This window comes from Streptomyces sp. NPDC050617, from assembly GCF_040654795.1.
GTDB lineage: Bacteria > Actinomycetota > Actinomycetes > Streptomycetales > Streptomycetaceae > Streptomyces.
Window position 1 is genome coordinate 113152 of the sequence record NZ_JBFAIS010000023.1, and the last position, 23527, is coordinate 136678.

20 protein-coding genes and 1 pseudogene are annotated in these 23527 nt (G+C 73.5%); 16 read left to right on the top strand and 5 right to left on the bottom strand.

All coding sequences use genetic code 11. The features are described from left to right. The 9 genes from AB0I49_RS27385 to AB0I49_RS27425 all read left to right on the top strand — a co-directional run bounded on the left by AB0I49_RS27385 (window position 1) and on the right by AB0I49_RS27425 (window position 9846). Window positions 1-1251: a serine hydrolase domain-containing protein gene (locus AB0I49_RS27385; RefSeq protein WP_363229757.1), complete on the top strand. Its 1251-nt coding sequence runs from the start codon at window positions 1-3 to the stop codon at window positions 1249-1251. Window positions 1252-1335: 84 nt separating this feature from the next. Further along, window positions 1336-2118 carry an SDR family NAD(P)-dependent oxidoreductase gene (locus tag AB0I49_RS27390; protein WP_363229758.1) on the top strand — a complete coding sequence of 261 codons (783 nt, stop codon included), beginning with the start codon at window positions 1336-1338 and terminating at the stop codon, window positions 2116-2118. Window positions 2119-2311: 193 nt separating this feature from the next. Next, the gene (locus AB0I49_RS27395; protein ID WP_363229759.1) at window positions 2312-2788 is read left to right on the top strand and encodes a cobalamin-dependent protein; all 477 of its coding nucleotides are present in this window, start codon (window positions 2312-2314) and stop codon (window positions 2786-2788) included. Then, window positions 2785-4104 (top strand): methylaspartate mutase, encoded by a 1320-nt coding sequence (locus AB0I49_RS27400; protein ID WP_363229760.1) that lies wholly within the window; start codon window positions 2785-2787, stop codon window positions 4102-4104. The genes AB0I49_RS27395 and AB0I49_RS27400 overlap by 4 nt, the downstream gene beginning before the upstream one ends. Beyond that, window positions 4101-5108, top strand: a complete 1008-nt coding sequence (locus AB0I49_RS27405) for a transporter substrate-binding domain-containing protein (protein WP_363229761.1) — start codon at window positions 4101-4103, stop codon at window positions 5106-5108. The genes AB0I49_RS27400 and AB0I49_RS27405 overlap by 4 nt, the downstream gene beginning before the upstream one ends. A gap of 124 nt (window positions 5109-5232) precedes the next feature. Further along, window positions 5233-6309 (top strand): DMT family transporter, encoded by a 1077-nt coding sequence (locus tag AB0I49_RS27410; protein WP_363229762.1) that lies wholly within the window; start codon window positions 5233-5235, stop codon window positions 6307-6309. 151 nt (window positions 6310-6460) lie between these two features. Further along, entirely contained in the window at window positions 6461-7504 is a 1044-nt protein-coding gene (locus tag AB0I49_RS27415; protein ID WP_363229763.1) for an aspartate-semialdehyde dehydrogenase, read from the top strand. Then, a complete protein-coding gene (locus AB0I49_RS27420; RefSeq protein ID WP_363229764.1) occupies window positions 7501-8634 on the top strand; it encodes an aspartate kinase in 1134 nt (377 codons plus the stop codon). The genes AB0I49_RS27415 and AB0I49_RS27420 overlap by 4 nt, the downstream gene beginning before the upstream one ends. A 138-nt stretch (window positions 8635-8772) precedes the next feature. Beyond that, on the top strand, window positions 8773-9846 hold the full coding sequence (locus tag AB0I49_RS27425) for a TauD/TfdA family dioxygenase (protein ID WP_363229765.1): 1074 nt from the start codon (window positions 8773-8775) through the stop codon (window positions 9844-9846). Between the two features lie 180 nt (window positions 9847-10026). Here the strand turns inward: AB0I49_RS27425 and AB0I49_RS27430 are convergent, their stop codons facing one another. From AB0I49_RS27430 to AB0I49_RS27450, 5 genes and pseudogenes are all read right to left on the bottom strand, one after another. After that, a complete protein-coding gene (locus AB0I49_RS27430) occupies window positions 10027-10926 on the bottom strand; it encodes a LysR family transcriptional regulator (RefSeq protein WP_363229766.1) in 900 nt (299 codons plus the stop codon). 194 nt (window positions 10927-11120) lie between these two features. Next, the gene (locus AB0I49_RS27435; protein WP_363229767.1) at window positions 11121-11966 is read right to left on the bottom strand and encodes a DMT family transporter; all 846 of its coding nucleotides are present in this window, start codon (window positions 11964-11966) and stop codon (window positions 11121-11123) included. Between the two features lie 35 nt (window positions 11967-12001). Next, window positions 12002-12217 (bottom strand): annotated as a pseudogene (locus AB0I49_RS27440) (YbaK/EbsC family protein); the annotation flags it as partial. Between the two features lie 95 nt (window positions 12218-12312). Further along, window positions 12313-13926: a penicillin-binding transpeptidase domain-containing protein gene (locus AB0I49_RS27445; protein ID WP_363229768.1), complete on the bottom strand. Its 1614-nt coding sequence runs from the start codon at window positions 13924-13926 to the stop codon at window positions 12313-12315. A 128-nt stretch (window positions 13927-14054) separates the two neighbouring features. Then, entirely contained in the window at window positions 14055-15821 is a 1767-nt protein-coding gene (locus tag AB0I49_RS27450) for a phospholipid carrier-dependent glycosyltransferase (protein ID WP_363229769.1), read from the bottom strand. A 131-nt stretch (window positions 15822-15952) separates the two neighbouring features. Here AB0I49_RS27450 and rsmI point away from each other — a divergent pair, with 131 nt between their 5' ends. The 7 genes from rsmI to AB0I49_RS27485 all read left to right on the top strand — a co-directional run bounded on the left by rsmI (window position 15953) and on the right by AB0I49_RS27485 (window position 23372). Continuing rightward, window positions 15953-16864, top strand: a complete 912-nt coding sequence (gene rsmI, locus AB0I49_RS27455) for a 16S rRNA (cytidine(1402)-2'-O)-methyltransferase (RefSeq protein ID WP_363229770.1) — start codon at window positions 15953-15955, stop codon at window positions 16862-16864. 161 nt (window positions 16865-17025) lie between these two features. Beyond that, window positions 17026-17505, top strand: a complete 480-nt coding sequence (locus tag AB0I49_RS27460; protein ID WP_363229771.1) for a hypothetical protein — start codon at window positions 17026-17028, stop codon at window positions 17503-17505. A 43-nt stretch (window positions 17506-17548) separates the two neighbouring features. Continuing rightward, window positions 17549-18481, top strand: a complete 933-nt coding sequence (locus AB0I49_RS27465) for a TatD family hydrolase (protein WP_363229772.1) — start codon at window positions 17549-17551, stop codon at window positions 18479-18481. A gap of 109 nt (window positions 18482-18590) precedes the next feature. Then, window positions 18591-19952 (top strand): ubiquitin-like domain-containing protein, encoded by a 1362-nt coding sequence (locus tag AB0I49_RS27470; RefSeq protein WP_363229773.1) that lies wholly within the window; start codon window positions 18591-18593, stop codon window positions 19950-19952. After that, window positions 19949-20923 (top strand): 16S rRNA (adenine(1518)-N(6)/adenine(1519)-N(6))-dimethyltransferase RsmA, encoded by a 975-nt coding sequence (gene rsmA / locus AB0I49_RS27475; protein ID WP_363229774.1) that lies wholly within the window; start codon window positions 19949-19951, stop codon window positions 20921-20923. The genes AB0I49_RS27470 and rsmA overlap by 4 nt, the downstream gene beginning before the upstream one ends. Beyond that, window positions 20920-21876 (top strand): 4-(cytidine 5'-diphospho)-2-C-methyl-D-erythritol kinase, encoded by a 957-nt coding sequence (locus tag AB0I49_RS27480; RefSeq protein WP_363229775.1) that lies wholly within the window; start codon window positions 20920-20922, stop codon window positions 21874-21876. The genes rsmA and AB0I49_RS27480 overlap by 4 nt, the downstream gene beginning before the upstream one ends. A 98-nt stretch (window positions 21877-21974) precedes the next feature. Next, complete coding sequence (locus tag AB0I49_RS27485; protein ID WP_363229776.1) at window positions 21975-23372, top strand: acyltransferase family protein; 1398 nt, start codon at window positions 21975-21977, stop codon at window positions 23370-23372. The last annotated feature ends 155 nt before the right edge of the window (window positions 23373-23527 follow it).

The following is a 23527-nucleotide window of genomic DNA, read 5'->3' on the forward strand; positions in this document are numbered from 1 at the left end:
GTGGTGGACGTCCAGGGCACGGTGGCGGACGGTTTCGAACCGGTCCGGGACGCCTTCGCGGCGAACTTCGCGCGGCGCGGCGAACGCGGCGCGGCGGTGACCGTCTACCGGGACGGCCGCAAGGTCGTGGAGCTGTGGGGCGGGGTGCGGGACGCCGCCGCCGGGCCGGACGGCGCGCCGTGGGAGCGGGGCACCGCGCAGGTCGTGCGGTCCGCCACCAAGGGCGTGGCCGCCGCCGTGCCGCTCCTGTTGCACCAGCGCGGCCTCGTCGACCTGGACGCGCCGGTGGGCCGGTACTGGCCCGAGTTCAAGGAGAACGGCAAGGAGCGGGTGCTCGTACGCCACCTGCTCGCGCACCGCGCCGGGGTGCCCGTGCTCGACCGCCCGCTGACCCTCGCCGAGGCCGTCGACGGCGTCAGCGGCCCGCGCGCCGTCGCCGCCCAGGCCCCGGCCTGGGAGCCCGGCACGGCGCACGGCTACCACGCCCAGACGTACAGCTGGCTGATCGGCGAGCTCGTACGGCGCGTCACCGGCCGGACCATCGGCGGCTGGATCGCCGACGAGATAGCCGGGCCGCTCGGCCTCGACCTGTGGGTCGGGCTGCCGGAGCGGGAGCGGGGCCGGGTCGGCCGGCTGGCCCCCGTCGAGGCGCCGGCGCCGCCGGCCTCGCAGGGGCTGCGGGTGCGGCCCAAGAAGTCGGTCGCCGACGCGTACGGCGACCCGGACTCGCTCACCCGCCGGGCCTTCGGCGCGATCGACCCGGCGCCGGACGAGAACGACCCCGCCTACTCCGCCGCCGAACTGCCCGCCTCCGCGGGCGTCGCCACCGCCGAGGCGCTGGCCCGCTTCTACGCGGCGCTCATCGGCCAAGTGGACGGCCGCCCCAGGCTGTTCGCGCCCGCGACGCTCACCCTGGCCCGTACGGAGGAGTCCGCGGGACCGGACCGCGTCCTGGTCGTGAACACCCGCTTCGGCCTCGGCCACATGCTGCACGGCCCGGCCTGCCCCCTGCTGTCCCCCGGCTCCTTCGGCCACCCCGGCCGCGGCGGCTCCCTCGCCTTCGCCGACCCCGAATCCTCCATAGCCTTCGGCTACGTCACGGCGGGGATGCAGCGGAACGTCACGGCGGACCCGCGGGCGCAGGCACTGGTACGAGCGGTGGCCGCGTCTTTGGGGGCTTCGGAGTCTTCGGCGTCTTCTGCGGCCTCAGCGGCTTCGGCGTCTTCTGCGGCTTCGGCGGCCCAGCCGTAGCGCCTCCGCGCCGCTGCTATAGATGACACCCGTACTTTCCAGCCCGTCCGGCGGTTGAGGACACTCCAGTCAGAGGAGCCCGCGGTGCAGAGGTTCGAGGGATACGCAGTCATCGTCACCGGCGCCGGCCGCGGCATCGGCGCCGCCACCGCCGCCCGCTTCGCGGCCGAGGGCGCCCGCGTCCTGCTCACCGACCTCGACGGCGCGCGGGCCGAGGACGCGGCCGCCGCGCTCCGCGCGAGGGGCGCCGAGGCCGAGGCGCTGGCCTGCGACGTGGGCGACCAGGCGGCCGTGGACGCGGCGGTCGCGCACGCCGCGGAGCGGTTCGGGCGGCTCGACGTCCTCGTCAACAACGCCATGTCCTGCCACCCGGACGCCCCGCTCATCGAGGACGAGGACGAGGAGCACTGGCAGCGGGACCTGGACACCACCCTGACCGGCGCGTTCCGCTGCGCCCGCGCCGCCATGCCGCACCTGGCCGCCGCGGACGGCCGCGGCGCGATCGTCAACGTCGGCTCCGTCAACGGCGAGCAGGACTTCGGCAACCACGCCTACAGCGCCGCCAAGGCGGGCCTGGCGAGCCTGACGCGCACCCTGGCGGGCCGGTCGGCGGCGCGCGGGGTGCGGGTCAACCTCGTGGCGCCGGGCACGGTCCGCACCCCCAACTGGCGTGGGCGCGAGGACGTGTTGGAGCGGGCGGCCCTGCTCTATCCGCTCGGCCGGGTCGGCGAGCCGGAGGACATCGCGGCGGCGGTTGCCTTTCTCGCCTCGCGGGACGCATCCTGGATCACCGGTGTCACCCTCCCCGTGGACGGCGGCATCCTCAGCGGCAACGGCGGCCTCCGAGGAGTCCTCAAGGGCGAGTGAGGCGGACGAGGGGCCAGGCCCCTCGGAAACGCCCTTTCCCCGCCCCGCCGCAGCCCCCCTCGCACCGCCCCTGACCTGCGCAATCGGCTGAACCGATGGGGGCATCGTTTCTGTCCCCCAGGCGAGCGTGGACCCGGGGGCGCCGCGGCCCGTAACTTCATGTGCGTCGGAGTTACCGAGGCAGGGATTCAAAATGGAAACGATATCCCTGGCACGCAGCGGACGATTCGTCGTCACCAGCGTGTCATCAGATGCCCATATGTGGAACCTGGTCTTTCTCCAGCTTTTGCTGGAAGAGCGGGGAGGGGAGGTGATCAATCTCGGCGCCTGCGTTCCGGACGAGGTGATCCTCGCCGAATGCCGGCTCGCCAGACCTGATGCCTTGGTGGTGAGCACCGTCAATGGCCACGGCCACCTGGACGGGCTCCGTCTTATCCGGAAGATCCGGTCCGATGCCGAACTCGCCGGTCTCCGCGTCGTCATCGGCGGAAAGCTCGGCGTGCGAGGGGCGGCCAATGCGCAGTTCAGCGCCGAACTGGTGGACGCCGGTTACGACGCCGCCTTCGAGTCCGAGGCCGGACTCGCTGAATTTGATTCTTTTCTCGGTGCCCTGGAAAACAACTCTCACCGGCGCGAGCTGGCCGCTGCCGCGAATGGAGGTGTGAAATGAATGGCGTCACGGCGACGATTCCCGGCGCGGAGCCCGTAGAGCAGGGCAGCCCGCAGGGCCGCTTCTCCCGCTTCGTGCGGCGCAACAGCGAGCAGGGCCGGCTGGTCGTGCAGCCCCGCATGGGGTTCGCGGACACGGCGGCGATGCGGGCGGGGCTGGAAGCGGCGAAGGCCGCCCGCGGCGCCACCATCGGCACGGTCACCGTCGACAGCTACACCCGCGTCAACGACCACGATGCGGCCCGGCGGGCGCTGCGCGACGGCGACGACCTCAACGGCTTCCCCGTCGTGGCGCACGGCAGGGACACCACGCGGGAGCTGCTGGACGGCGTGGCGGGCGAGGACTTCCCCGTGCAGTTCCGGCACGGTTCGGCGCTGCCGCAGGAGCTGTTCCGCGCGCTGGTCGAGGCCGGGGCGGACGCCACGGAGGGCGGACCGGTCTCGTACTGCCTGCCCTACAGCCGGGTGCCGCTGCCCGAGGCGACGGCCGCGTGGGAGGAGTGCTGCCGCATCCTGGCCGACCAGCCGGAACCGATCCACCTGGAGACCTTCGGCGGCTGCATGCTCGGCCAGCTCTGCCCGCCCAGCCTGCTGGTCGCGCTCAGCGTCCTGGAGGCCATGTTCTTCCGGCAGCACGGGGTGCGCAGCATCTCCGTCAGCTACGCCCAGCAGACCCACCCGGACCAGGACCTGGAGGCGCTCGCCGCGCTGCGCAGGCTCGCCGGGGAGTGGCTGGGGCCGGTGGACTGGCACGTGGTCCTCTACACGTACATGGGCGTCTTCCCGCGCACCGTGATCGGGGCCTTCCGGATGCTGGAGGACAGCGCGCGGCTCGCGGTGAGCAGCGGCGCCGAGCGGCTGATCGTGAAGACGGCGGTGGAGGCGCACCGCATCCCGACGATCGAGGAGAACGTGGACGCGCTGGAGTTCGCGGCGGCGGTCGCCGAGGACGAGGCGCGCAACCCCCGGCCGGCCGCCGCGGCGACCCGGACCGGCGTCTACGAGGAGGCGCGGATGCTGATCGCCTCGACGCTCCAGTTCGGCGACGACGTCGGCGCGGCGCTGGTGAACGCCTTCGCCCGCGGCCACCTCGACGTGCCGTACTGCCTGCACCGCGACAACGCCAACCGCTCGCGGGCCGGCATCGAGCCGGGCGGCGACCTGCGCTGGTCGAACCCCGGGGCCATGCCGGTCGCGGACACCGGCGGCGACCGCCGGCCGGTGAGCGCCCGCGGCCTGATCGACATGCTCGGCTACAACGAACGCCGCTTCGACCGCGAGCAGTTGGTCGGGCCTTCTGTGAGGAGCCTGCTGTGAACGCGACGTTGATGAGCACGGAAGCGGCCGGAGAAGCCGCGAGCGGGCGGTCGGCGGCCTTCGCCGTCGCCACGGCGGAGCGCGTCCGGCGCGAGGGGCGGCTGCGGGCCGTCGTCAGCCGGGGCATCCGCGGGCTCTCCGCGCGGGGCGCCGACGGGCGCTGGCGCGGCCTGGACGTCGACGTCAGCCGGGCGGTGGCCGCCGCGGTGCTGGGCGACGCGGAGGCCGTGACCTGGCTGCCGACCGATCCGGCCGAGCGGCTGGAGCGGCTGGCGGCGGGCGAGGCGGACCTGGTGACCTGCAACCTGTCCTGGACGCTCGGCCGGGAGACGGGCGGCCCGGTGCTGTTCGCCGGGGTCACCTGCTACGACGGCGAGGGCTTCCTGGTCCGTACGGCCGACGGGTTCACGGACCCGGCCGACCTGGCCGGCAAGCGGCTCGCGGTGCAGGCCGGCACCACCAGCGCGGCCAACCTCGCCGGCTGGTACGGAGCGCGCGGCCTGAGCGTCGAGCCTGTGGCCCACCCGACGCCGGGGGAGGCGCTGGCCGCCTACGCGGCGGGCGACTGCGCGGCCTACGTCCTGGACCGCATCGCCCTGGCCGGGGCCCGCGCCGAACTCGCCGACCCCTCGGCGCACTCGCTGCTGGAGACGACGATCTCGCGGGAGCCGATGGCGCTGGCCGTGCGGGACGACGACGCGGGGTGGTTCCGGATCTGCCGCTGGGTGTTCCAGTTCCTCCTGACCGCCGAATACGCGGCGCGCGGCGCCGAGGACGCGGAGGCCGCCGCGAGCGCGGCGCGGGAGGCGGCCCGTACGGCGGACGCGCTGGGCCCCGCGCTCGGGCTCGACGACGGCTGGGCCCACCGCGTGCTGCGGGCCGTGGGCACGTACGGCGACATCTACGAACGCAACCTCGGGCCGGCCTCCGGTCTGGCCGTGCCGCGCGGGCTGAACGCGCTGTGGCTCGACGGCGGCCTGCACTACGCCGTCCCCGCGTACTGACCGCGCGGGCAATGAGCATGACGGGCCGTCAGATCGGGCGCGCGACGCCCGCCGGGTCCGGGTCGCACCACCCCTGAAACCCGCTGTTCCCCACCCCGCATCACCCCCAGAGAAGGAGCATGGCATGAGCACGTCAACAACGCCCTCCGTGGCGTCGGCAGCGACGCCCTCGGCGGCACCGGCACCGGCACCCGCAGCGGCATCGGCGGCATCGGCTCCGGCCGCCGCGCCCGCCGCCGCGCCGGCGAACAAGGAGTCGCGCGGAGCCATCGAGCTGACCGCCGCGATGCTCCTCTCCGGCACCCTCGGCGTCTTCGTCGTACAGTCCGGCGCCTCCCCGTTCAACGTGGTCTTCTTCCGCTGCGTCTTCGGCGCCGTCTTCCTCGGCCTCTACTGCCTGATCCGCGGCCTCTTCAAGAACCACGGCTTCACCCCCAAGAAGCTCGGACTCGCCGCGCTCGGCGGCGTGTTCATCGTCTTCAACTGGGCGTTCCTGTTCGAGTCCTACCAGGCCACATCCATCTCGGTGGCCACCGTCGTCTACCACACACAGCCGTTCTTCGTGGTGCTCCTGGGCGCCATCCTGTTCCGCGACAAGATCACGGCACACAAGGCCGGCTGGCTGGCCGTCGCGTTCATCGGGCTCGTCCTGGTCGCCGGCGTCTCCTCGTCCGACCTCAAGGGCGGCAGCACGTACATGATCGGCCTCGGCTACGCGCTCCTGGCGGCCCTCTTCTACGGCCTGTCCACCGTCATCACCAAGCGCGTCACCGGAGTCAAGCCGCACCTGATCGCCCTCGTCCAGGTCGTCCTCGGCATCCCGCTGCTGCTCCCCTTCGCCACCCTGAGCGAGAGCGCGCACTTCGGCAGCGGCTGGGCCTGGCTGGTGGGCCTCGGCCTCATCCACACCGGCGTCATGTACGTCCTGATGTACTCCGCCTACCAGAAGCTGCCCACCTCGAAGATCGCCGTCCTCGCCTTCATCTACCCGGCCGCCGCCATGGTCGCCGACTGGGCCGTCTACGGACACCACATCAGCTGGGTGCAGGCCCTGGGCATCCCGCTCATCGTCGGCGCCTCGCTCGGCATCAACCTCGGCTGGCACCCCCGGCTGCGCCGCACCCCGGCCGGCTACGTCCCCGCCGCCTCCAAGGCCCTCCAGGCCCCCGCCCCCAGCACCACCGAGCGCACCGGCGTCTGAGCCCGGTCACCGGGCCCGCGGACCGCGGGCCCCGGCCCCCCAGCACTCCCGGCACCCCTGACACCCCCGAACCACCGCACCGCACCACCGTCCGAAAAGGCACCGCATACAGCAGACGCACCTCAACGCACCGCGACCCGAGGAGGACACCATGCCGCTCGTCACCGACCCCACAGCCCCCCGCATCGCGCTCGTCGGCGCCACCGGCGTCGTCGGCACCACCCTGATCCAGCTCATCGAGGAACGCGGCTTCCGCTACCGCTCCATCGACCTCGTCGCCTCCGCCCGCTCCGCCGGCCGCGAAGTGACTGTGGAGGGCCGCGCCCACCGGGTGCACGACCTGGACGGCTTCGACTTCTCCGCCGTCGACGTGGCCTTCTTCTCCGCCGGCGGCTCCGTCTCCACCACCTGGGTGCCCAAGGCCGTCGCCCAGGGGGCGCTGGTCATCGACAACACCAGCGCCTTCCGGATGGACCCGGACACCCCCCTGGTCGTCCCCCAGGTCAACGCCCACGTACTGGAGAAACGCCCGGTCAGCGGCGTCATCGCCAACCCCAACTGCTCCACCATCCCGCTGGTCCGGCTGCTCCGCGCGGTGGAGGACCGCTGGGGCATCCGGCAGGCCGTCGTCTCCACGTACCAGGCGGCCTCCGGCGCCGGCTACTCCGGCATCGACGAACTCCGCGACGGCGCCCGCGCCGTCCTCGCCGACGCCGACAGCCCCGGCGTCTCGAAGACCTTCAGCCCCTCGCTGGCCTTCGACGTCATCCCCAGCATCGACCGGAGACTCGACGACGGATTCACCTTCGAGGAGCAGAAGATGCTCCAGGAGTCCCGCAAGATACTCGGCCTGCCGCACCTCGACATCACCGCCACCTGCGTCCGCGTCCCCGTCGTCAACAGCCACTCGGAGGCCGCCTGGATCGAGTGCGACGCCCCGGTCGACCGCGACGAGCTGATACGGGCCCTGGCCGCGCTCGACGAGGTCACCGTCCACGACCGGGAGGAGCTCGGCGCCTTCCCGACCCCGCGCACCGCGGGCGACCCCAACCACGTGCACGTCGGACGCGTCCGCGTCACCCGCAACAACCCCCGCGCCTTCTGGCTCTGGGCGGTGGCGGACAACGTGCGCATCGGGGCGGCCCTCAACGCCCTCCAGATCGCCGAGGCGCTCGTCGAGCGAGGTGTGCTGTGACCGCCGAACCCGCCCGTACCGCCGCGAACGACAGGACCACTGTGAACACCACGCCCATCGCCCTCAAGTTCGGCGGCTCCACCTTCGCCACCCACCGCTCGTACCCGGAACTCGCCCAGGCGCTGGCCGCGCGCAAGGCGAGCGAGCAGCGGCCGCTGGCCGTCGTCGTCAGCGCCATGCCGGGCGAGACGGAACGGCTGCGCGAACGCCTCCACCAGGTCCACGAGCACCCCCAGGACGCGAGCGTCGCCGGACTGCTGACCCTCGCCGACACCGTCAGCGCCCACCTCCTGACCACCGCCCTCCACCAGCAGGGCCTCACGGCCACCGTGCTCGCGGGCCACCAGCTGGGCCTGACCACCGACAGCACCTACATGTGGGCGAAGGTCCGCGACCTCGACCCGCGGCCGCTGCGGCAGGCGCTGGAGGACCACGACATCGTGGTCGTGCCCGGCGGACAGGCCGCCGACGCCGAGGGCCGGCCCACCTGGCTCGGCAAGAACAGCTCGGACCTCTCGGCGGTCCTCGTCGCCGCGGCCGTCGGTGCCGACCGGTGCGAGATCCACTCGGACGTGGACGGCGTCTACAGCGCCGACCCCAACCTGGTCACCGGCGTCCGGCTGCTGCGGCAGATGGCCTACGACGCCGCCTCGCTGATGTCGCTGCACGGCGCCAAGGTGCTGCACCGCCGGGCCGTGCGGACCGCCAAGAAGCACGGCATCACCCTCGTCTGCCGGCGCAACCGGGCCCCCTTCGAGGAGGGCACCGTCATCGGCGCGGACGGCGCCCCCGCCGCCGCGGTGATCCTCAACCGGCACTCGCGCGTACTTGCCTACGCCGACGCGGCCTACGCCGACCGGGCCCACAGCCTCTTCCACGCCCAGGGGGTGGACACCGTGCGGCTGGAGGACGGCCCGCACCTGGCCCTGATCGGCGGCTATCTCGACCTCGACCACTTCCAGCGGCAGCACGGACTGCCCGAGTCGCGGCTCGTGGGCATCCCCGTGGCCGAGATCACCGGCAGCCGCGTGACCACCCATATCGCGGCCGACGACACCGAGGCCCAGGAGCTCGCCCAGAAGCTGCACGACTCCCTGCCCGTACCGCGCGAAGGCATCCGGCCCCTCTGAGGACGCCGGGCACACGGCCCGCCGCCGGGCACGTACCGCCGCTGAACACGGCCCATCACTGAACACGGCACATCACCGAGCACGGCACCTCACCGAGCACGTACCACCACCGAGCACCTACCCCGAAGGAGTACCGCCATGAGCACGCCCGTCGTCGACAACCGCCCGACCACCGAGACCACTTCGAGCGGCCGGACGGCCCCCGCCGCGCGGCGGCCCGCCCAGACCCTCGGGCACATGGTGCTGCCGGACGCGGTGCGCGACGCCATCGGCCGGCAACTGGCGGCCGAGCCCGATCCGAACGACCGCATCGACCACGCGATGGCCCGCTACCACCAGATCTTCGCCACCCTGCCGGTCGACCTGCTCCAGCAGATCCTCGACTTCGGTCGGCACACCGACACCCCGGGCGTCGGCTACCTCCAGAACCTGCCCGTGGACGAGCACCTGCCGAAGACGCCCGGCGACGGCGGGCCCGCCCGCGACAAGCCCACCTTCGTGGCCGAGGGCGTGCTGCTGGCGCTGTCGGGGCTGCTGGGCGAGCCGGTCGGCTTCCGCACGGAGAAGAACGGGCAGCTCGTCCACGACGTGATCCCCGTGCCCGGCGGCGCCATGACCCAGACCAACCAGGGCTCCACCGTCTTCCTCAACTTCCACAACGACATCGTTCACGACCTCATCGGCCGCTATGACGTCAGCAACCCCGATTTCCTCGTCCTGAGCTGCCTGCGCGCCGACCATGAGGGGATCGCCGCCACCCATTACGCGGACGCCCGCGACATCGTGCGGGTCCTCGACGACCGCACCCTGGAACTGCTGCGGAGCCCGCTGTTCCGGCTGAACGCGCCGGGCAGTTACGTACGCGACGTGGCCGGCGACACCGAGGTGCTCTCCGATCCCGTGGCGATCATCAGCGGCCCCGAGGACTCCCCGGAGATCTCCTCGTCGGCCAACGGGGTGCGCGCCATGACCAGTGCGGCGCAGGCGGCGCTCGACCGGGTGCAGTCGGCCTGCCGCGAGGTCGCCCACGAGGTCTTCCTGCGGCCCGGCGAGGCGCTGCTGATCAACAACCGGAAGGGGCTGCACGCCCGTACCCAGTTCACCGCCCGCTACGACGGCGCGGACCGCTGGCTCCAGCGCACCTACGTCCGCCGCAACCAGTGGAGCATCCGCTACCGCCAGACCCCGGAGAACCGTCGCGTCCACTACTGAGTCTCTTACTGATTTTGTTCACAGCCCCAACAGCACGACCAGCCCCAACAGCACGACCAGCCCCGACAGCACTGCCAGAACGGACAGCCCTCGGCCGAGGGGCCCCGGCACGGTCGCAGCCGACCGCGTCAGGGCCCCTCGGCCGTACGGGCGTCCGCGCGCGCCCGCGGCAGGCGGCGCTCAGCAGGCCGTCGCCGACGGCTCTTCCTTGATGAGCCGGGCCGTCTGGTCGATGAACAGCTTCATCTCGCGCGACAGCCGCTTGCCGCGCCGCCAGGCCAGTTGGGTGAACACCTTGAACGGCGGCTGCCACGGCAGCACCGTCATCTCCCCGCGCGCCAGCTCGGCGGCCACCGTGATCTTCGGGAGCAGCGAGACCCCGAGCCCGGCCATCACGCCGCGCTTGATCGCCTCGATGGTCCCGAACTCCAGGAACGACGCCGTCTCGGCGCCCTTCAGCTCCTCCTCGAACAGATCGCGGTAGGCGCAGCCGGCCTCCGTCGCCACCACCGAGGCGCCCCGCAGGTCGTCCAGCGTCAGCTCGCCCATCGCGGTCATCGGGTGGCCGGGCGCGGACACCAGCACCAGGGGCTCCTCCGCCAGCATCATCGTCTCCAGGCCCGGCCGGTCGGTCTGCTCCTCCATGAGGAAGCCGACGTCGAAGGTGCCCTGCCGCAGCGCGTGGCAGGTCTCCGCGCAGAGGCTGGGCCGCAGCGAGAGCTGGAGCCGGGGGTAGCGGTGGTGGAAGAGTTCCAGCAGCGGCGGCATGCGGTAGGAGGTGATGCTCTCCATCGTGCCGATGACCAGCGTGCCCGCCGGCCCGTCGCGGCCCGCGACGTCCGAGCGGGCCTCGTCGGCGAGGGCGAGGATCTGCTCCGCGTACTCCAGCAGCCGCTCACCCGCCTCCGTCAGCCTGATCCGGCCGCCCAGCCGGTCGAACAGCTCGACGTCCAACGACGTCTCCAGCGCGCGGATCTGACTCGTCACGCTCGACTGGGCGTAGCTCAACTCCTCGGCGGCGCGCGTGAAGCTCATTAACGACGCCACTCTTTGAAACGTGATCAGCTGACGGAATTCCATCGCACCCCCTGGCCCGAAACCTTCACCGGGATCATGCACACGGCATGTCTTGAAGTGAACTACTGCAACCCCGGCAATTCGCCCACGGGGTGGCGAGTCGCTTCGAAGGGCTTGGTGATACGCGTCACATTTTCGGGAAAGGGGGCGCATGCGGGCGGGCGCGCGGGCCGACCGGGCTGATACGGGCGCGGGCCTCAACTCGCGTGCAGCATCAACCCGATGCCCACCACCATCAGCCCCGCCGCCGCGATCCGGGGCGCGCCGAACCGCTCCTTGAAGAACACCGCCCCGATGGCCGCGCCCACGATGATCGAGGACTCCCGCAGCGCCGCGATCGGGGCGAGTTCGGCCCGCGTCTGGGCCCACAGCACCAGCCCGTACGCGAAGACCGACAGCAGTCCGCCGGCCAGCCCGCGCGCCGCGTACGGGCGCAGCTGCGCCCCCAGTTCGCCGCGCCGGGAGGCGAGCGCGTACGCGGGGATGGCGACCCCCTCCAGGATCATCAGCCAGGCGATATAGCCGAGCGGGGTGCCCGAGGCCCGTACGCCGACGCCGTCGACGACCGTGTACGAGGCGATGGCCAGGCCCGTGGCGACGGCGGCGACGATCGCCGCCCAGTGCGGGCGCGCGCCGCGGATGCCCCACAGCGCGACGCCCACCAGGCCCGCCGAGGCCACCACGACCCCCGTCGTCTGCCAGCCGTCCGGCAGCTCCCCGACGAAGACCGCCGCGAGCACGGTGACCACCAGCGGCGCGGTGCCGCGCGCTATCGGATACATCTGGCCGAAGTCGCCGAGCGAGAAGGACCGCATCAGCAGCGCCTGGTAGACGACGTGCAGCACCGCCGAGCCGAGCAGATACGGCCACGCCCCCGACGCGGGCAGCGGCGTGAAGAAGGCCAGCGCGACGCCGATGACCGCCCCGCCGCCGCCCACCAGCGTGAAGGCGATCAGCTGGTCCTTGATGCCGTGGGCGATGGCGTTCCAACTGGCGTGCGTGATGGCGGCGATGAGCACCGCCGTTGCGATCAGCGGCGTCACGCGGCGCGCTCGCGCACGAGGACCCCGCCCGCGTGCTCGACCCGCGAGGAGCCGTCCATGAGCACCAGCACCGGCTCCCCGGCCGCCTCGAAGACGAGGGACTCGACGATCCGGCCGAGCTCGCAGCCGACCGCGGCGGCGGCCTCGACGGCGGTGCGGGTGGCGTCGGGGAAGCGGCGGACCGCCACGTCGGGGCTCAGCTCGCGCAGGGCCTCGGTGAAGCGGGGGTGGGCGGTGTCAGGTGTGCTCATGCCCCGACGCTAGCGCTCGGTGTACGGGCCACGCGAGGTCGTTTCCGTCACCCGGAGGCCGCCGGCCGCCCACCCTTCCCGCGCCGCTCGCCCCGTCACTTGGCGCGCAGCACCGCCGCGACGATCGGCCCGGCCGAGTCCCCGCCGTGCCCGCCCTGCGGGACGACCGCGGCGGCCGCGACGTCGCCCCGGTAGGCGGTGAACCAGCCGTTGGAGCGGGCCTGGTTGTCGACCTCGGCGGAGCCGGTCTTGGCCCCGACGTCCGAGCCGAGCCCGGCCATCGCGCCCTGGCCCGTGCCCTGGGTCGCGGTCAGCTTCATCATCGACCGCAGGTCCTTGGCGACCGGGCCGGGCAGCGAGCGGGCCGCCTTGGCCAGCTCGCGGTCGTCGACCGAGGGCGCGACGACGTACGGCTGGTGGAAGGAGCCGGTACGGGCGGTGGCCGCGACGGAGGCCATGGTGAGCGGGTTCATCTGCACCCGGCCCTGGCCGATCATCGCGGCGGCCTTGCCCGCGCCGGTGTCGCTCGGCACGCTGCCGTCGAAGGTCGACAGCCCGGTCTTCCAGTCCAGCCCGATGCCGAAGACGTCCTTCGCGACGCCGGACACCGCGTCGTCCGGGATGTCCTTGGCGAGCGAGATGAAGGCCGTGTTGCAGGAGGCGGCGAAGTCCTGGGCGAAGGTCGCGCCGGGGTTCGCGGCGCCCTCCACGTTGTGGAACTTCATCCCGTACGTCTCGTACTTCGGGCAGGGCAGTGCCTTGCCCGGCGACGCCTTGCCCCGCTCCAGCAGGGTCGCCGCCGTGATGACCTTCATCGTCGAGCCCGGCGCGGTCTGCCCCATCAGCGCCGGGTTGAACGCGGTCTTCTTGGAGTTGGCGATCGCCAGGATCTCGCCGGTGCTCGGCTGCACCGCGACCACCGACGCCTCCTTCTGCGCCTTCACCGCCTTCTCGGCGGCCCGCTGAGCCGCGGCGTCCAGGGTGGTCCGGAGCTTGCCGGGCTTCCCCTTGGAGACCGTGAAGAGGACCGGGCCGGGGGTGTGCTGGCCGTCCGGCTCGATCGACACCTCCAGTCCGGCCTCGCCGCCCGCCTTGTCCCCGAACTTCTCGCGCAGCTGGGGCAGCACGGCGACGAGCGACGGATAGTCCTTGTCGTTCAGCTCCTTGCCGTGCCGGTCGACGGCGGTGATCTGCGGGTGGGAGCCGCCGGTCGTCAGGTGCTGGCCGCGCTGCAGCTTCGGGTGGAGCACGGCGGGCTTCCAGTCGACGAGCGCCCGCCCGCTGTTCTTCCCGCGGTGCACGGTGAGGGCGGAGTCGTACGTCCATGTGGCGTGGTGCTCCCCGGAGGAGACCTCGGCGGTCACCGCGAACGGCACCTTCGAGCCGACGGCCGCGCCCGGCTTGAAGGACACCTTCTTCACATGGGCGTCCTCGCGGTACCCGGTGAGCGCGGTCACGGCCGCCCCCGCGTTGTCCGTGAAGTCCGCCGCCTTCTCCGGGTCGCCGTCCGCCCACGCGTCGAGGAAGCCCTTGGCCGTCTCGTGGATCTCGTCCGCGCTGGGCGGCCCGGTGCGGTCGGCGGCCGGTTCGCTGTGCGCCGCCGTGCTGCTGTCCGAGATGCCGTCGATCATGTTGTAGGCGCCGTACCCGGCAACCCCGACGACCACGGCGATCGTCCCGCCGACCGCGATCTTCACACCAGTGCGCATGTCCCAGCCCCCCTCAGGCCCCACCGGGTTTTAATCATCTGATTAAAACTTGACAGCGCGCACTCTACGCGACGTGAGAGGCGCGTGGTGTGAGCCGGGGTGCACGCCTACGGGCCCCCGGAACGGCCTCAGATCCAGCTGTCGAACCACATCCGGTTCCGCCACGCGTCCAGCGGAATCGCCTGCCCCGTATAGATCGGGAAGAAGTAGATGAAATTCCACACGATCAGCAGGACCAGCGCGCCCGCGCCCACCGCGCCCACCACCCGCCGCCGCTCCGAGGAGCCCGCGGGCCCCAGCAGCGCGCCGATCATCATCGCCAGGGCCAGACACAGGAACGGCAGGAACACCACCGCGTAGAACAGGAAGATGGTCCGTTCCTGGTAGTTGAACCACGGCAGATAGCCGGCCGCGACCCCGCACAGGATCGCGCCGGCCCGCCAGTCCCGCTTGAACGCCCAGCGGTAGAGCAGATACAGCAGCGCGAAGCACGCCGCCCACCACAGCAGCGGGGTGCCCAGGGCCAGCACCTCGCGGGCGCACTTGCCCACCGCGTCCTTGGGACAGCCGTCCTGGCCGGGCTTGGGGGACTCGTAGAAGTACGAGACCGGACGGCCCTGGATCAGCCAGCTCCACGGATTGGACTGGTACGTGTGGGGCGACGTGAGGCCGGTGTTGAACTTCCAGACCTCCGTCTCGTAGTGCCACAGGCTGCGCAGCGGATTGAGCACCCCGGCCAGGAAGCCGTCCGCGCTGTAGCCGCCCTCCGTCTCCGCCCAGTGCCGGAAGTAGCCGCTGTGCTGCCAGCCCGCCGACTTGCTGTACGTACCGCTCTTGGCGAACCAGCCGGTCCACGACGCCAGATAGACGCAGACGGAGACGACCGCCGTCGACAGGAACGCCCACGGCACATCGCGCCGCAGCACCGAGCGGTACGGGTGGTAGGCCCCCGCCAGGCGCCGCGAGCCGACGTCCCACAGGACCGCCAGCAGGCCGAACGCCGCCAGATAGATCGCGCCGTTCCACTTCGTCGCGCACGCCAGGCCCAGGCAGACGCCCGCCGCCAGCCGCCACGGCCGCCACCCCAGCTTCAGCCGGTCGCCGACGTCCGCGTCCGGGCGGGCCAGCCCGTCCGGGCCGACCGGCAGGGCCGCCGCGATCCGCGCGCGGGTCCGGTCCCGGTCGACCAGCACGCAGCCGAAGGCCGCCAGCACGAAGAAGACCAGCACCGAGTCGAGCAGCGAGGTGCGGCTCATCACGAACGCCAGCCCGTCCACCGCCATCAGCGTGCCCGCCAGGCACCCCAGGAACGTGGAGCGCAGCAGCCGCCGCCCGATCCGGCACAGCATCAGCACGCACGCCGTCCCCAGCAGCGCCACCACGCACCGCCAGCCGAACGGCGTCAGCCCGAAGACCTGCTCGCCCAGGCCGATGACCCACTTGCCGACCGGCGGATGCACCACGTACGACGCGGCGTCGCTGACCGGGATGTGCTGCGGCGTCTGGAGGATCTGGTCATTGGCGTCCTTCGGCCAGGACGCCTCGAACCCGTACTTCCACAGCGACCAGGCGTCCTTCGCGTAGTACGTCTCGTCGAATATCACCGAGCGCGGCGACCCCAGCCGCCAGAAGCGCAGCAGCCCCGCGAGGAGCGTGACGAGCAGCGGCCCGCCCCACCCCGTCCAGCGCGCCAGCCGCCGCGCGGCGCCGGGACCGACGCCGAGCGCGGCCCACAGCCGCACGCCGGGCTCGGGGAACGGCGGCACGAGCCGTTCCCGCAGGTCCGTACGCGGCCGGCCCGCGTAGCCGAACCGGCGCAGCCCCCGCCGCCAGTTCCGCTGCTGATCGTCGGCGGCCCGGCCCCGCTGGGCTTGCGTCGCGGTGTCACTGGTCACCGCGCCATCGTAGGGAACTCATCTGTGCGAGTCGCGGGGCGGCGCACGGCTCGGCGTGGGGCGGCGCGGGCGCACCGCGCACGGAGGCCCGTACGGCCGGGCGGGGAGCCCGCCCCTGCGAGGATGGAACGGTGAACGCCGCATCCACTGAGACCCCCGCCAGCGCCCCCGCCGTGCTCGTCCTCGCCGGCACCCCCATCGGCGACGTCGCCGACGCCCCGCCCCGGCTCGCCGCCGAACTGGCCGCCGCCGACGTGATCGCCGCCGAGGACACCCGGCGGCTGCGCCGCCTCACCCAGGCGCTCGGCGTGCACACCACCGGCCGCGTCGTCTCCTACTTCGAGGGCAACGAGTCGGCCCGCACGCCCGAACTCGTCGACGCGCTGACCGGCGGCGCGCGGGTGCTGCTGGTCACCGACGCGGGGATGCCGTCCGTCTCGGACCCCGGCTACCGCCTCGTCGCCGCCGCCGTCGAGCGCGGCGTCAAGGTCACCGCCGTCCCCGGCCCGTCCGCCGTGCTGACCGCCCTCGCCGTCTCCGGGCTGCCCGTCGACCGGTTCTGCTTCGAGGGCTTCCTGCCCCGCAAGGCGGGCGAGCGCCTCGGCCGGCTCCGCGAGTCCGCCGACGAGCGCCGCACCCTCGTCTTCTTCGAGGCCCCGCACCGGCTCGACGCCACCCTCGCCGCCATGGCCGAGGTCTTCGGCGAGGACCGCCGCGCCGCCGTCTGCCGCGAGCTGACCAAGACATACGAGGAGGTCCGGCGCGGCCCGCTGAAGGAGCTGGCCGAGTGGGCCGCCGAGGGCGTGCGCGGCGAGATCACCGTCGTCGTGGAGGGCGCCCCGGCCGCCGGGCCGCAGGACCTGGACCCCGCCGAACTGGTCCGGCGGGTGCTCGTACGGGAAGAGGCGGGGGAGCGGCGCAAGGAGGCCATCGCCGCCGTCGCGGCCGAGGCCGGGCTGCCGAAGCGGGAGGTGTTCGACGCGGTCGTCGCGGCGAAGAACGCCGCCCGGCAGGGAACCGCGGAGGGCAAAGGACGATCGTGAAAACCTAAAGCTCAGGCATGGCAGCCGCGCGTTTGCGATATCAAGTCGCCAAATTTTTCCCAATACGCGGAAGGGCGCTCGCGCCGCCGCCGGGAAAGGCGTTCTCTGGAGGTGGGACGTCCGTTCCCGGAGAGACTTGTCTACGGACAAGAGGAGCTGCCATGAGCGAGATCGCAGGAACCTCAAGTGGTGTCCACCCCATCGCCCACCCGAGGCGCGCATCGGATCAGAACGCCCACGAGGCGTACGCCTTCGCGTGCATGAAATGCGGGCACGGCTGGGAGCAGAGCTACGAGATAGAGCACCACGTGGACACCCACGGGCGGGCCTTCGTCGTCTATTACGCGGACGGCGCCCGGGTCCCGTCCCCGCTGACCACCCCGACCTGCGCGAACTGCGGCGCGCACGTCGTGCGCATCATGCGCTCCGGCCGGGTCTCCATGGTCACCGAGGCCCTGCACAGCCCTCCGCACGCCGCACCGGGCGCCTCCGTCGCGAGCGCCCCGAGCCCCGAACCGCTGATCCGCGGCGGACACGGCGGACGCGACGGGAGCGAGGCGCCCGCCGAGCCCGCGCTCCGCGCCGGGCACCACCACTGGCACCTCGCCGACCTGCTGAAGCCCTTCCACCACCGGAAGTGAGCCCCGCCCCGGCCGGCCCGTGAGGGCTCATAGAATCGCGAGCATGGCGGCAACAGCACCGAAGAGCGGCAAGCAGAGCGGCGACCCCAAGGACCAGGACGTCCCACCGCCGCTCCCGACCCCCCTGAACGTGCCCGTCGCCGACTCGCACACCCATCTGGACATGCAGCGGGGCACCGTCGAGGAGGCCCTCGCCAAGGCCGCGTCCGTCGGCGTGCACACCGTCGTCCAGGTCGGGTGCGACCTGGCCGGATCCCGCTGGGCCGCCGAGACGGCCGCCGCCCACGAGAACGTCCACGCGACCGTGGCGCTGCACCCCAACGAGGCGCCCCGCATCGTCCTCGGCGACCCCGACGGCCGGTCCCGCCAGGGCGCCCGCCCGGCGGGCGGGGACGCGGCCCTGGACGCCGCCCTCGCCGAGATCGACCGGCTCGCCGCCCTCCCGCACGTCCGCGGCGTCGGCGAGACCGGCCTCGATCACTTCCGCACCGGACCCGAGGGCATGGCCGCCCAGGAGCGTTCCTTCCGGCGCCACATCGACATCGCCAAGCGGCACGGCAAGGCCCTCGTCATCCACGACCGCGAGGCGCACGCCGACGTGCTGCGCGTCCTCGAAGAGGAAGGCGCCCCCGCGACCGTCGTCTTCCACTGCTACTCCGGCGACGCCGAGATGGCCAAGGTCTGCGCGGACGCCGGGTACTACATGTCCTTCGCCGGCAACGTCACCTTCAAGAACGCCCAGCCGCTGCGCGACGCCCTCGCCGTCGCCCCGCGGGAGCTGATCCTCGTCGAGACGGACGCGCCGTTCCTGACCCCCATGCCGTACCGGGGCCGCCCGAACGCGCCGTACCTCATCCCCGTCACGCTCCGCGCCATGGCGGACGTCAAGGGCCTGCACGAGGACGAACTCGCCGCCGCCGTGGCCCGCAACACCGCCCGCGCCTTCGGCTACCCGGAGCCGCGCCACACTGTGTGACCGGCCGACTTTGGAGAGTGACGCGACGCTCCGCTAGATTCCCGGCCAGAGCCGGGCCGCCGGGCCGGGCCTGGAGCCGGACCAGCGGTCGGACCCCGTGGAGCGTCGCGTGAGTCAAGCACAGGGCAGCCACCGAGCCGCGTACCGCGGCGCCGAAGCCCCCGCCCGCCGGGCCGAGCCGCAACTGCCCCGGCAGTCGGCGCGCCCGGCCGCGTACGGGCCTCACGAGCCGTGCGAGAGCCCGCACCCGGGCCCGTACGAGAACCCGCACGAGAACCCGTACGCGGGGCCCTGCGAGCCGGCCGCCGCCGACCCGGCGCTCCCCGAGCCGGGCGGCGGGCGGGCCGCCGCGCGCCGCGTCGCCCGCCGCAAACGCCCCTCCGGACGCCCCGAAGGGCTGCTCCGCCTCGTGCCCCGCGCCCTCGTCGTCGCCTTCCTCGCGGGCGGCACCTCCGCCTTCGTCGCCAGCGACAAGGCCGTACGGCTCGACGTCGACGGCGCCCCCCGCACCCTGCACACCTTCGCCGACGACGTCGACGAACTCCTCGCCGAGGAGGGCGTGCCCCTCGGCGCCCACGACGTCGTCGCGCCCGGCCGCCACCACGAGCTCACCGCCGGCGACGAGATCACCGTCCGCTACGGCCGGCCGCTGACCCTCGACCTCGACGGCGAGCACCACCGCGTGTGGACCACCGCCCGCACCGTCGCCGGGGCGCTGCGCCAACTCGGCGTGCGCGCCGAGGGCGCCCACCTCTCCGTCGCCGCCTCGCGGACCATCGCCCGCGGCGGCCTCGACCTGGCCGTACGCACCGAACGCACCGTCACCTTCATGGCCGACGGCCGCGAGCACACCGTCGCCACCAACGCGGCGACCGTCCGCGAGGCCGTCGCCGCGGCCGGCATCGCCCTGCACGGCCAGGACTCCACCTCCGTGGCCCCCGACAGCTTCCCCCGCGACGGCCAGACCATCTCCGTCATGCGCATCACCGCCGGCGAGGAGGCGCGCGAGGAAGCCATCCCCTTCCGCACGGAGCGCCGCGACGACCCGACGCTCTTCAAGGGCACCGAGGCCGTCGAGACGGCCGGGCGGCAGGGCGTACGGCGCGTCACCTACGAACTGCGGACCGTCAACGGCGTCAAGCAGAAGCCGCGGAGGATCCGCACGGAGACCGTCAGCGAGCCCCGCGCCCAGATCGTGCGGGTGGGCGTCAGGCCCCGGCCCACCGGGGCCGACGGCCTGAACTGGGACGGGCTCGCCCAGTGCGAGGCCGGCGGGCGGCCGAACGCCGTGGACCCCTCCGGCACCTACGGCGGGCTCTACCAGTTCGACACCCGCACTTGGCACGCGCTCGGCGGCAGCGGACGGCCGCAGGACGCACCGGCCGCGGAGCAGACCTTCCGGGCCAAGAAGCTGTACGTCAGCCGGGGGGCGAGTCCGTGGCCCGTCTGCGGCCGTAAACTCCAGGGGTGAGCTCCAGCCCCACCACAGACGATCCCGGCCCCCTCCTGGGCCCCGCCGACATCCGCGACCTGGCCGCCGCGCTCGGCGTGCGCCCGACGAAGCAGCGCGGCCAGAACTTCGTCATCGACGCCAACACCGTCCGCCGGATCGTCCGGACCGCCGGCGTCCGGCCCGACGACGTCGTCGTCGAGGTCGGCCCCGGGCTCGGGTCCCTGACCCTGGCGCTGCTGGAGGCCGCCGACCGGGTCACCGCCGTCGAGATCGACGACGTGCTGGCCGCGGCGCTCCCCACGACGGTCGCCGCCCGGCTCCCCGAGCGCGCCGACCGCTTCGAACTGGTCCACTCCGACGCGATGCGCGTCGCCGAACTGCCCGGCCCCCCGCCGACCGCGCTCGTCGCCAACCTCCCGTACAACGTCGCCGTGCCGGTGCTGCTGCACATGCTCGCGGCGTTCCCGACCATCGAGCGCAGCCTCGTCATGGTCCAGGCCGAGGTCGCCGACCGGCTCGCCGCGCAGCCCGGCTCCAAGGTGTACGGCGTGCCGTCCGTGAAGGCCGCCTGGTACGCCGACGTCAAGCGCGCCGGCTCCATCGGCCGCAACGTCTTCTGGCCCGCCCCCAACGTCGACTCCGGCCTCGTCTCCCTGGTCCGCCGCGCCGAGCCGATCAGCACCACCGCCGCCAAGCGCGACGTCTTCGCCGTCGTCGACGCCGCCTTCGCCCAGCGCCGCAAGACCCTGCGCGCCGCCCTGTCCGGCTGGGCCGGCTCCGCCGCCGCCGCCGAGGCCGCGCTGACCGCCGCGGGCGTCTCCCCGCAGGCCCGCGGCGAATCCCTCACCGTCGAGGAGTTCATCGCCATCGCCGAACAGAAGCCGGCCGCCGCCGGCGACAGCACGGGACGGGCGGCGGGCCACCGCACGTACGGACCGCCCGCCGACGGCCGCGGCCCGGCCGGCGCCGACGCGGAGGGCGGCCGATGAGCGTCCCCGCCCGCCCCGCCCCCGGCCCCGGCGTCACCGTGCGCGTCCCCGCCAAGGTCAACGTGCAGCTCGCCGTGGGCGGGCGCCGGGACGACGGGTTCCACGGGCTGGCCAACGTCTTCCTGGCCGTCGGGCTCTACGACGAGATCACCGTGACGCCCGCCGACGCCCTGCGCGTCACCTGCTCCGGGCCCGACACCCACCACGTCCCCCTCGACGCCACCAACCTGGCGGCGCGCGCCGCGATCGCCCTCGCGCGACGGTACGGGCGCGAGCCCGACGTGCACATCCACATCGCGAAGGACATCCCCGTCGCCGGCGGCATGGCCGGCGGCAGCGCGGACGGCGCGGGCGCCCTCGCGGCCTGCGACGCGCTGTGGGGCACCCGAGCCGGCCAGGCCGAACTCCTCGACATCTGCGCCGAGTTGGGCAGCGACGTGCCGTTCAGCCTGCTCGGCGGCGCGGCGCTGGGCCGGGGCAGGGGCGAGCTCCTCACCCCCCTCGACGTCGGCGGCGTCTTCCACTGGGTGTTCGCGGTCGCCGACGGCGGCCTGTCCACCCCGGCCGTCTACGGCGAGTGCGACCGGCTCCGCGAGGCGGCCGGCACGGGCGCGACCACGGCGGACCTCCCCGCCGACCCCGACCCGTCGCCCGCGCTCCTCGCGGCCCTCGGCAGCGGCGACCCGGCCGCCCTGGCGGCGGCGGTGAGCAACGACCTCCAGCCCGCCGCCGTCTCCCTGCGCCCCTCCCTCGCCGCCACCCTCGCGGCGGGCACGGCCGCCGGCGCGCTGGCCGCGCTGATCTCCGGCTCCGGACCGACCACCGCGTTCCTGGCGAAGGACGCGGCCTCCGCCCGTACCGTCGCCGACGCCCTCCTCGCCTCCGGCACCTGCCGCACGGCGCGCGTCGCCACCGGCCCGGCGCCGGGCGCGACCGTACTGCCCACCGGCTGACGCGCGGCGCGAGATGAGTACCGGTACTCACACCCCGCCGGGGGATTTGAGTACCGGCACCGTGCCGTAAGGGCCGCCCGCCGGGCGATCGTGCCCGTATGAGACCCGGTAAGAGCCCCCGACGACCGGCCGCGGAGCGTACGGGCGTACGCGCACTCGCCGAGGCCACGCCCAGCGGCCGCGACCGCTACATCGACCTGCTCCGCGTCGCCTCGCTCGGCACGGTCGTGCTCGGCCACTGGCTGATGGCCGCCGTGACCGTCGACGGACACGGCGAGGCGAGCGTGGGCAACCTCCTCGCCGTCGAACCGGCCCTTCAGCCGCTCACCTGGCTCCTCCAGATCATGCCGGTCTTCTTCTTCGTCGGCGGCTTCTCGCACGCCCTGTCCTACCGGTCCCTGGCCCGCCGCGGCGAACCCGGCGCCTCCCTCTACGCCGCCTTCCTGCGGGCCCGGCTCCAGCGGCTGCTGCGCCCCACCATGGTCTTCATCGGCGTCTGGGGAGCGGGCGCGCTGAGCGTCCAACTCCTCGGCGCGGACGGCTCGCTGACCGGCGTGGCCGCCCGGCTCGTCGCGCAGCCGCTCTGGTTCATCGGCATCTACCTGGCGATGGTCGCCTTCACCCCGCCGCTGCTGCGGCTCCACGAACGCTACGGGTGGGGCGCGTTCGGCGCGCTCGTCGCGGCGGCGGCCGCCGTGGACGTGCTGCGCTTCGCCCTCGGCGTCCCGTACGTGGAGTTCCTCAACTTCGCCTTCGTCTGGCTCGCCGTCCACCAGCTCGGGTTCCTGCGCGCCGACGGCCGCCTCGCCGCCCGCGGTCTGCGCGTACCGGCGGCGCTGGCCCTCACCGGCCTCGCGGGCGCCGTCGCGCTCGTCGCCGCGGGCCCGTACCCCCTGTCCATGGTCGGGATGCCCGGCGAGAAGATCAGCAACATGTCCCCGCCGACGGCGGCGCTGCTCTGCCACGGGCTGTGGCTCGTCGGCGCGGTCGAGCTGCTGCGCGGCCCGGCCGGACGGCTGCTGGCCCGCCCCCGTGTATGGCGCGGCGTGGTCGCCGCGAACGGCGTCGCGATGACGGCGTTCCTGTGGCACCTCACCGCGATGCTCGGCGTGTACGGGGCGCTGCTCGCCCTGCGCGTACCGCTGCCGGAGCCCGCCACCGGAGGGTGGTGGGCGCAGGTCCCGCTGCGGATCGCGGCGGCGACCGCCGTCACCGCGCTGCTCGTCGCGGCCTTCCGGCGCTTCGAGCGGCCCGCCGCCGCCCGCGGCCCGGCCGAGCCCCGCACCGCGTCCGGCCCGGTGGCGGCCCTCGGCGTCACGCTGTGCCTGTTCGGCGTCCTGGGCCTGTCCATGGTCGGCTTCGGCGGACTCCTGGAGGGGCACACCGCCCTGCTCGTCGCCGTGCGCGTCTCCGCGCCGGCAGCGGTCCTCGCGGCCGTCGTGGGCTGGTTCCTGGTCGAGGCGGTCAGCGGCCCGGCGCGAACACGGCGCCGCTGACCGGCGCCCGGCCCCCGGTACGCCGGTGGGCGGTCGGGGACGGCCGGTTCGGGCGATTAGATGAGTGAGTCCGATGTTCTCAGTGGTCGTAGGCGATCAGGGATCGTTTGGTCTTGGCGTTGGTGGTCCAGTTGTGCCAGATGCCGGCTGCCAGG

Excerpts from the sequence above, each read along its gene's own strand:
- AB0I49_RS27395 (WP_363229759.1), top strand. The coding sequence starts at position 2,312 with ATGGAAACGATATCCCTGGCACGCAGCGGACGATTCGTCGTCACCAGC.
- AB0I49_RS27400 (WP_363229760.1), top strand. The coding sequence starts at position 2,785 with ATGAATGGCGTCACGGCGACGATTCCCGGCGCGGAGCCCGTAGAGCAG.
- AB0I49_RS27410 (WP_363229762.1), top strand. The coding sequence starts at position 5,233 with ATGAGCACGTCAACAACGCCCTCCGTGGCGTCGGCAGCGACGCCCTCG.
- AB0I49_RS27415 (WP_363229763.1), top strand. The coding sequence starts at position 6,461 with ATGCCGCTCGTCACCGACCCCACAGCCCCCCGCATCGCGCTCGTCGGC.
- AB0I49_RS27425 (WP_363229765.1), top strand. The coding sequence starts at position 8,773 with ATGAGCACGCCCGTCGTCGACAACCGCCCGACCACCGAGACCACTTCG.
- AB0I49_RS27430 (WP_363229766.1), bottom strand. The coding sequence starts at position 10,926 with ATGGAATTCCGTCAGCTGATCACGTTTCAAAGAGTGGCGTCGTTAATG.
- AB0I49_RS27445 (WP_363229768.1), bottom strand. The coding sequence starts at position 13,926 with ATGCGCACTGGTGTGAAGATCGCGGTCGGCGGGACGATCGCCGTGGTC.
- AB0I49_RS27460 (WP_363229771.1), top strand. The coding sequence starts at position 17,026 with ATGAGCGAGATCGCAGGAACCTCAAGTGGTGTCCACCCCATCGCCCAC.
- AB0I49_RS27465 (WP_363229772.1), top strand. The coding sequence starts at position 17,549 with ATGGCGGCAACAGCACCGAAGAGCGGCAAGCAGAGCGGCGACCCCAAG.
- AB0I49_RS27480 (WP_363229775.1), top strand. The coding sequence starts at position 20,920 with ATGAGCGTCCCCGCCCGCCCCGCCCCCGGCCCCGGCGTCACCGTGCGC.
- AB0I49_RS27485 (WP_363229776.1), top strand. The coding sequence starts at position 21,975 with ATGAGACCCGGTAAGAGCCCCCGACGACCGGCCGCGGAGCGTACGGGC.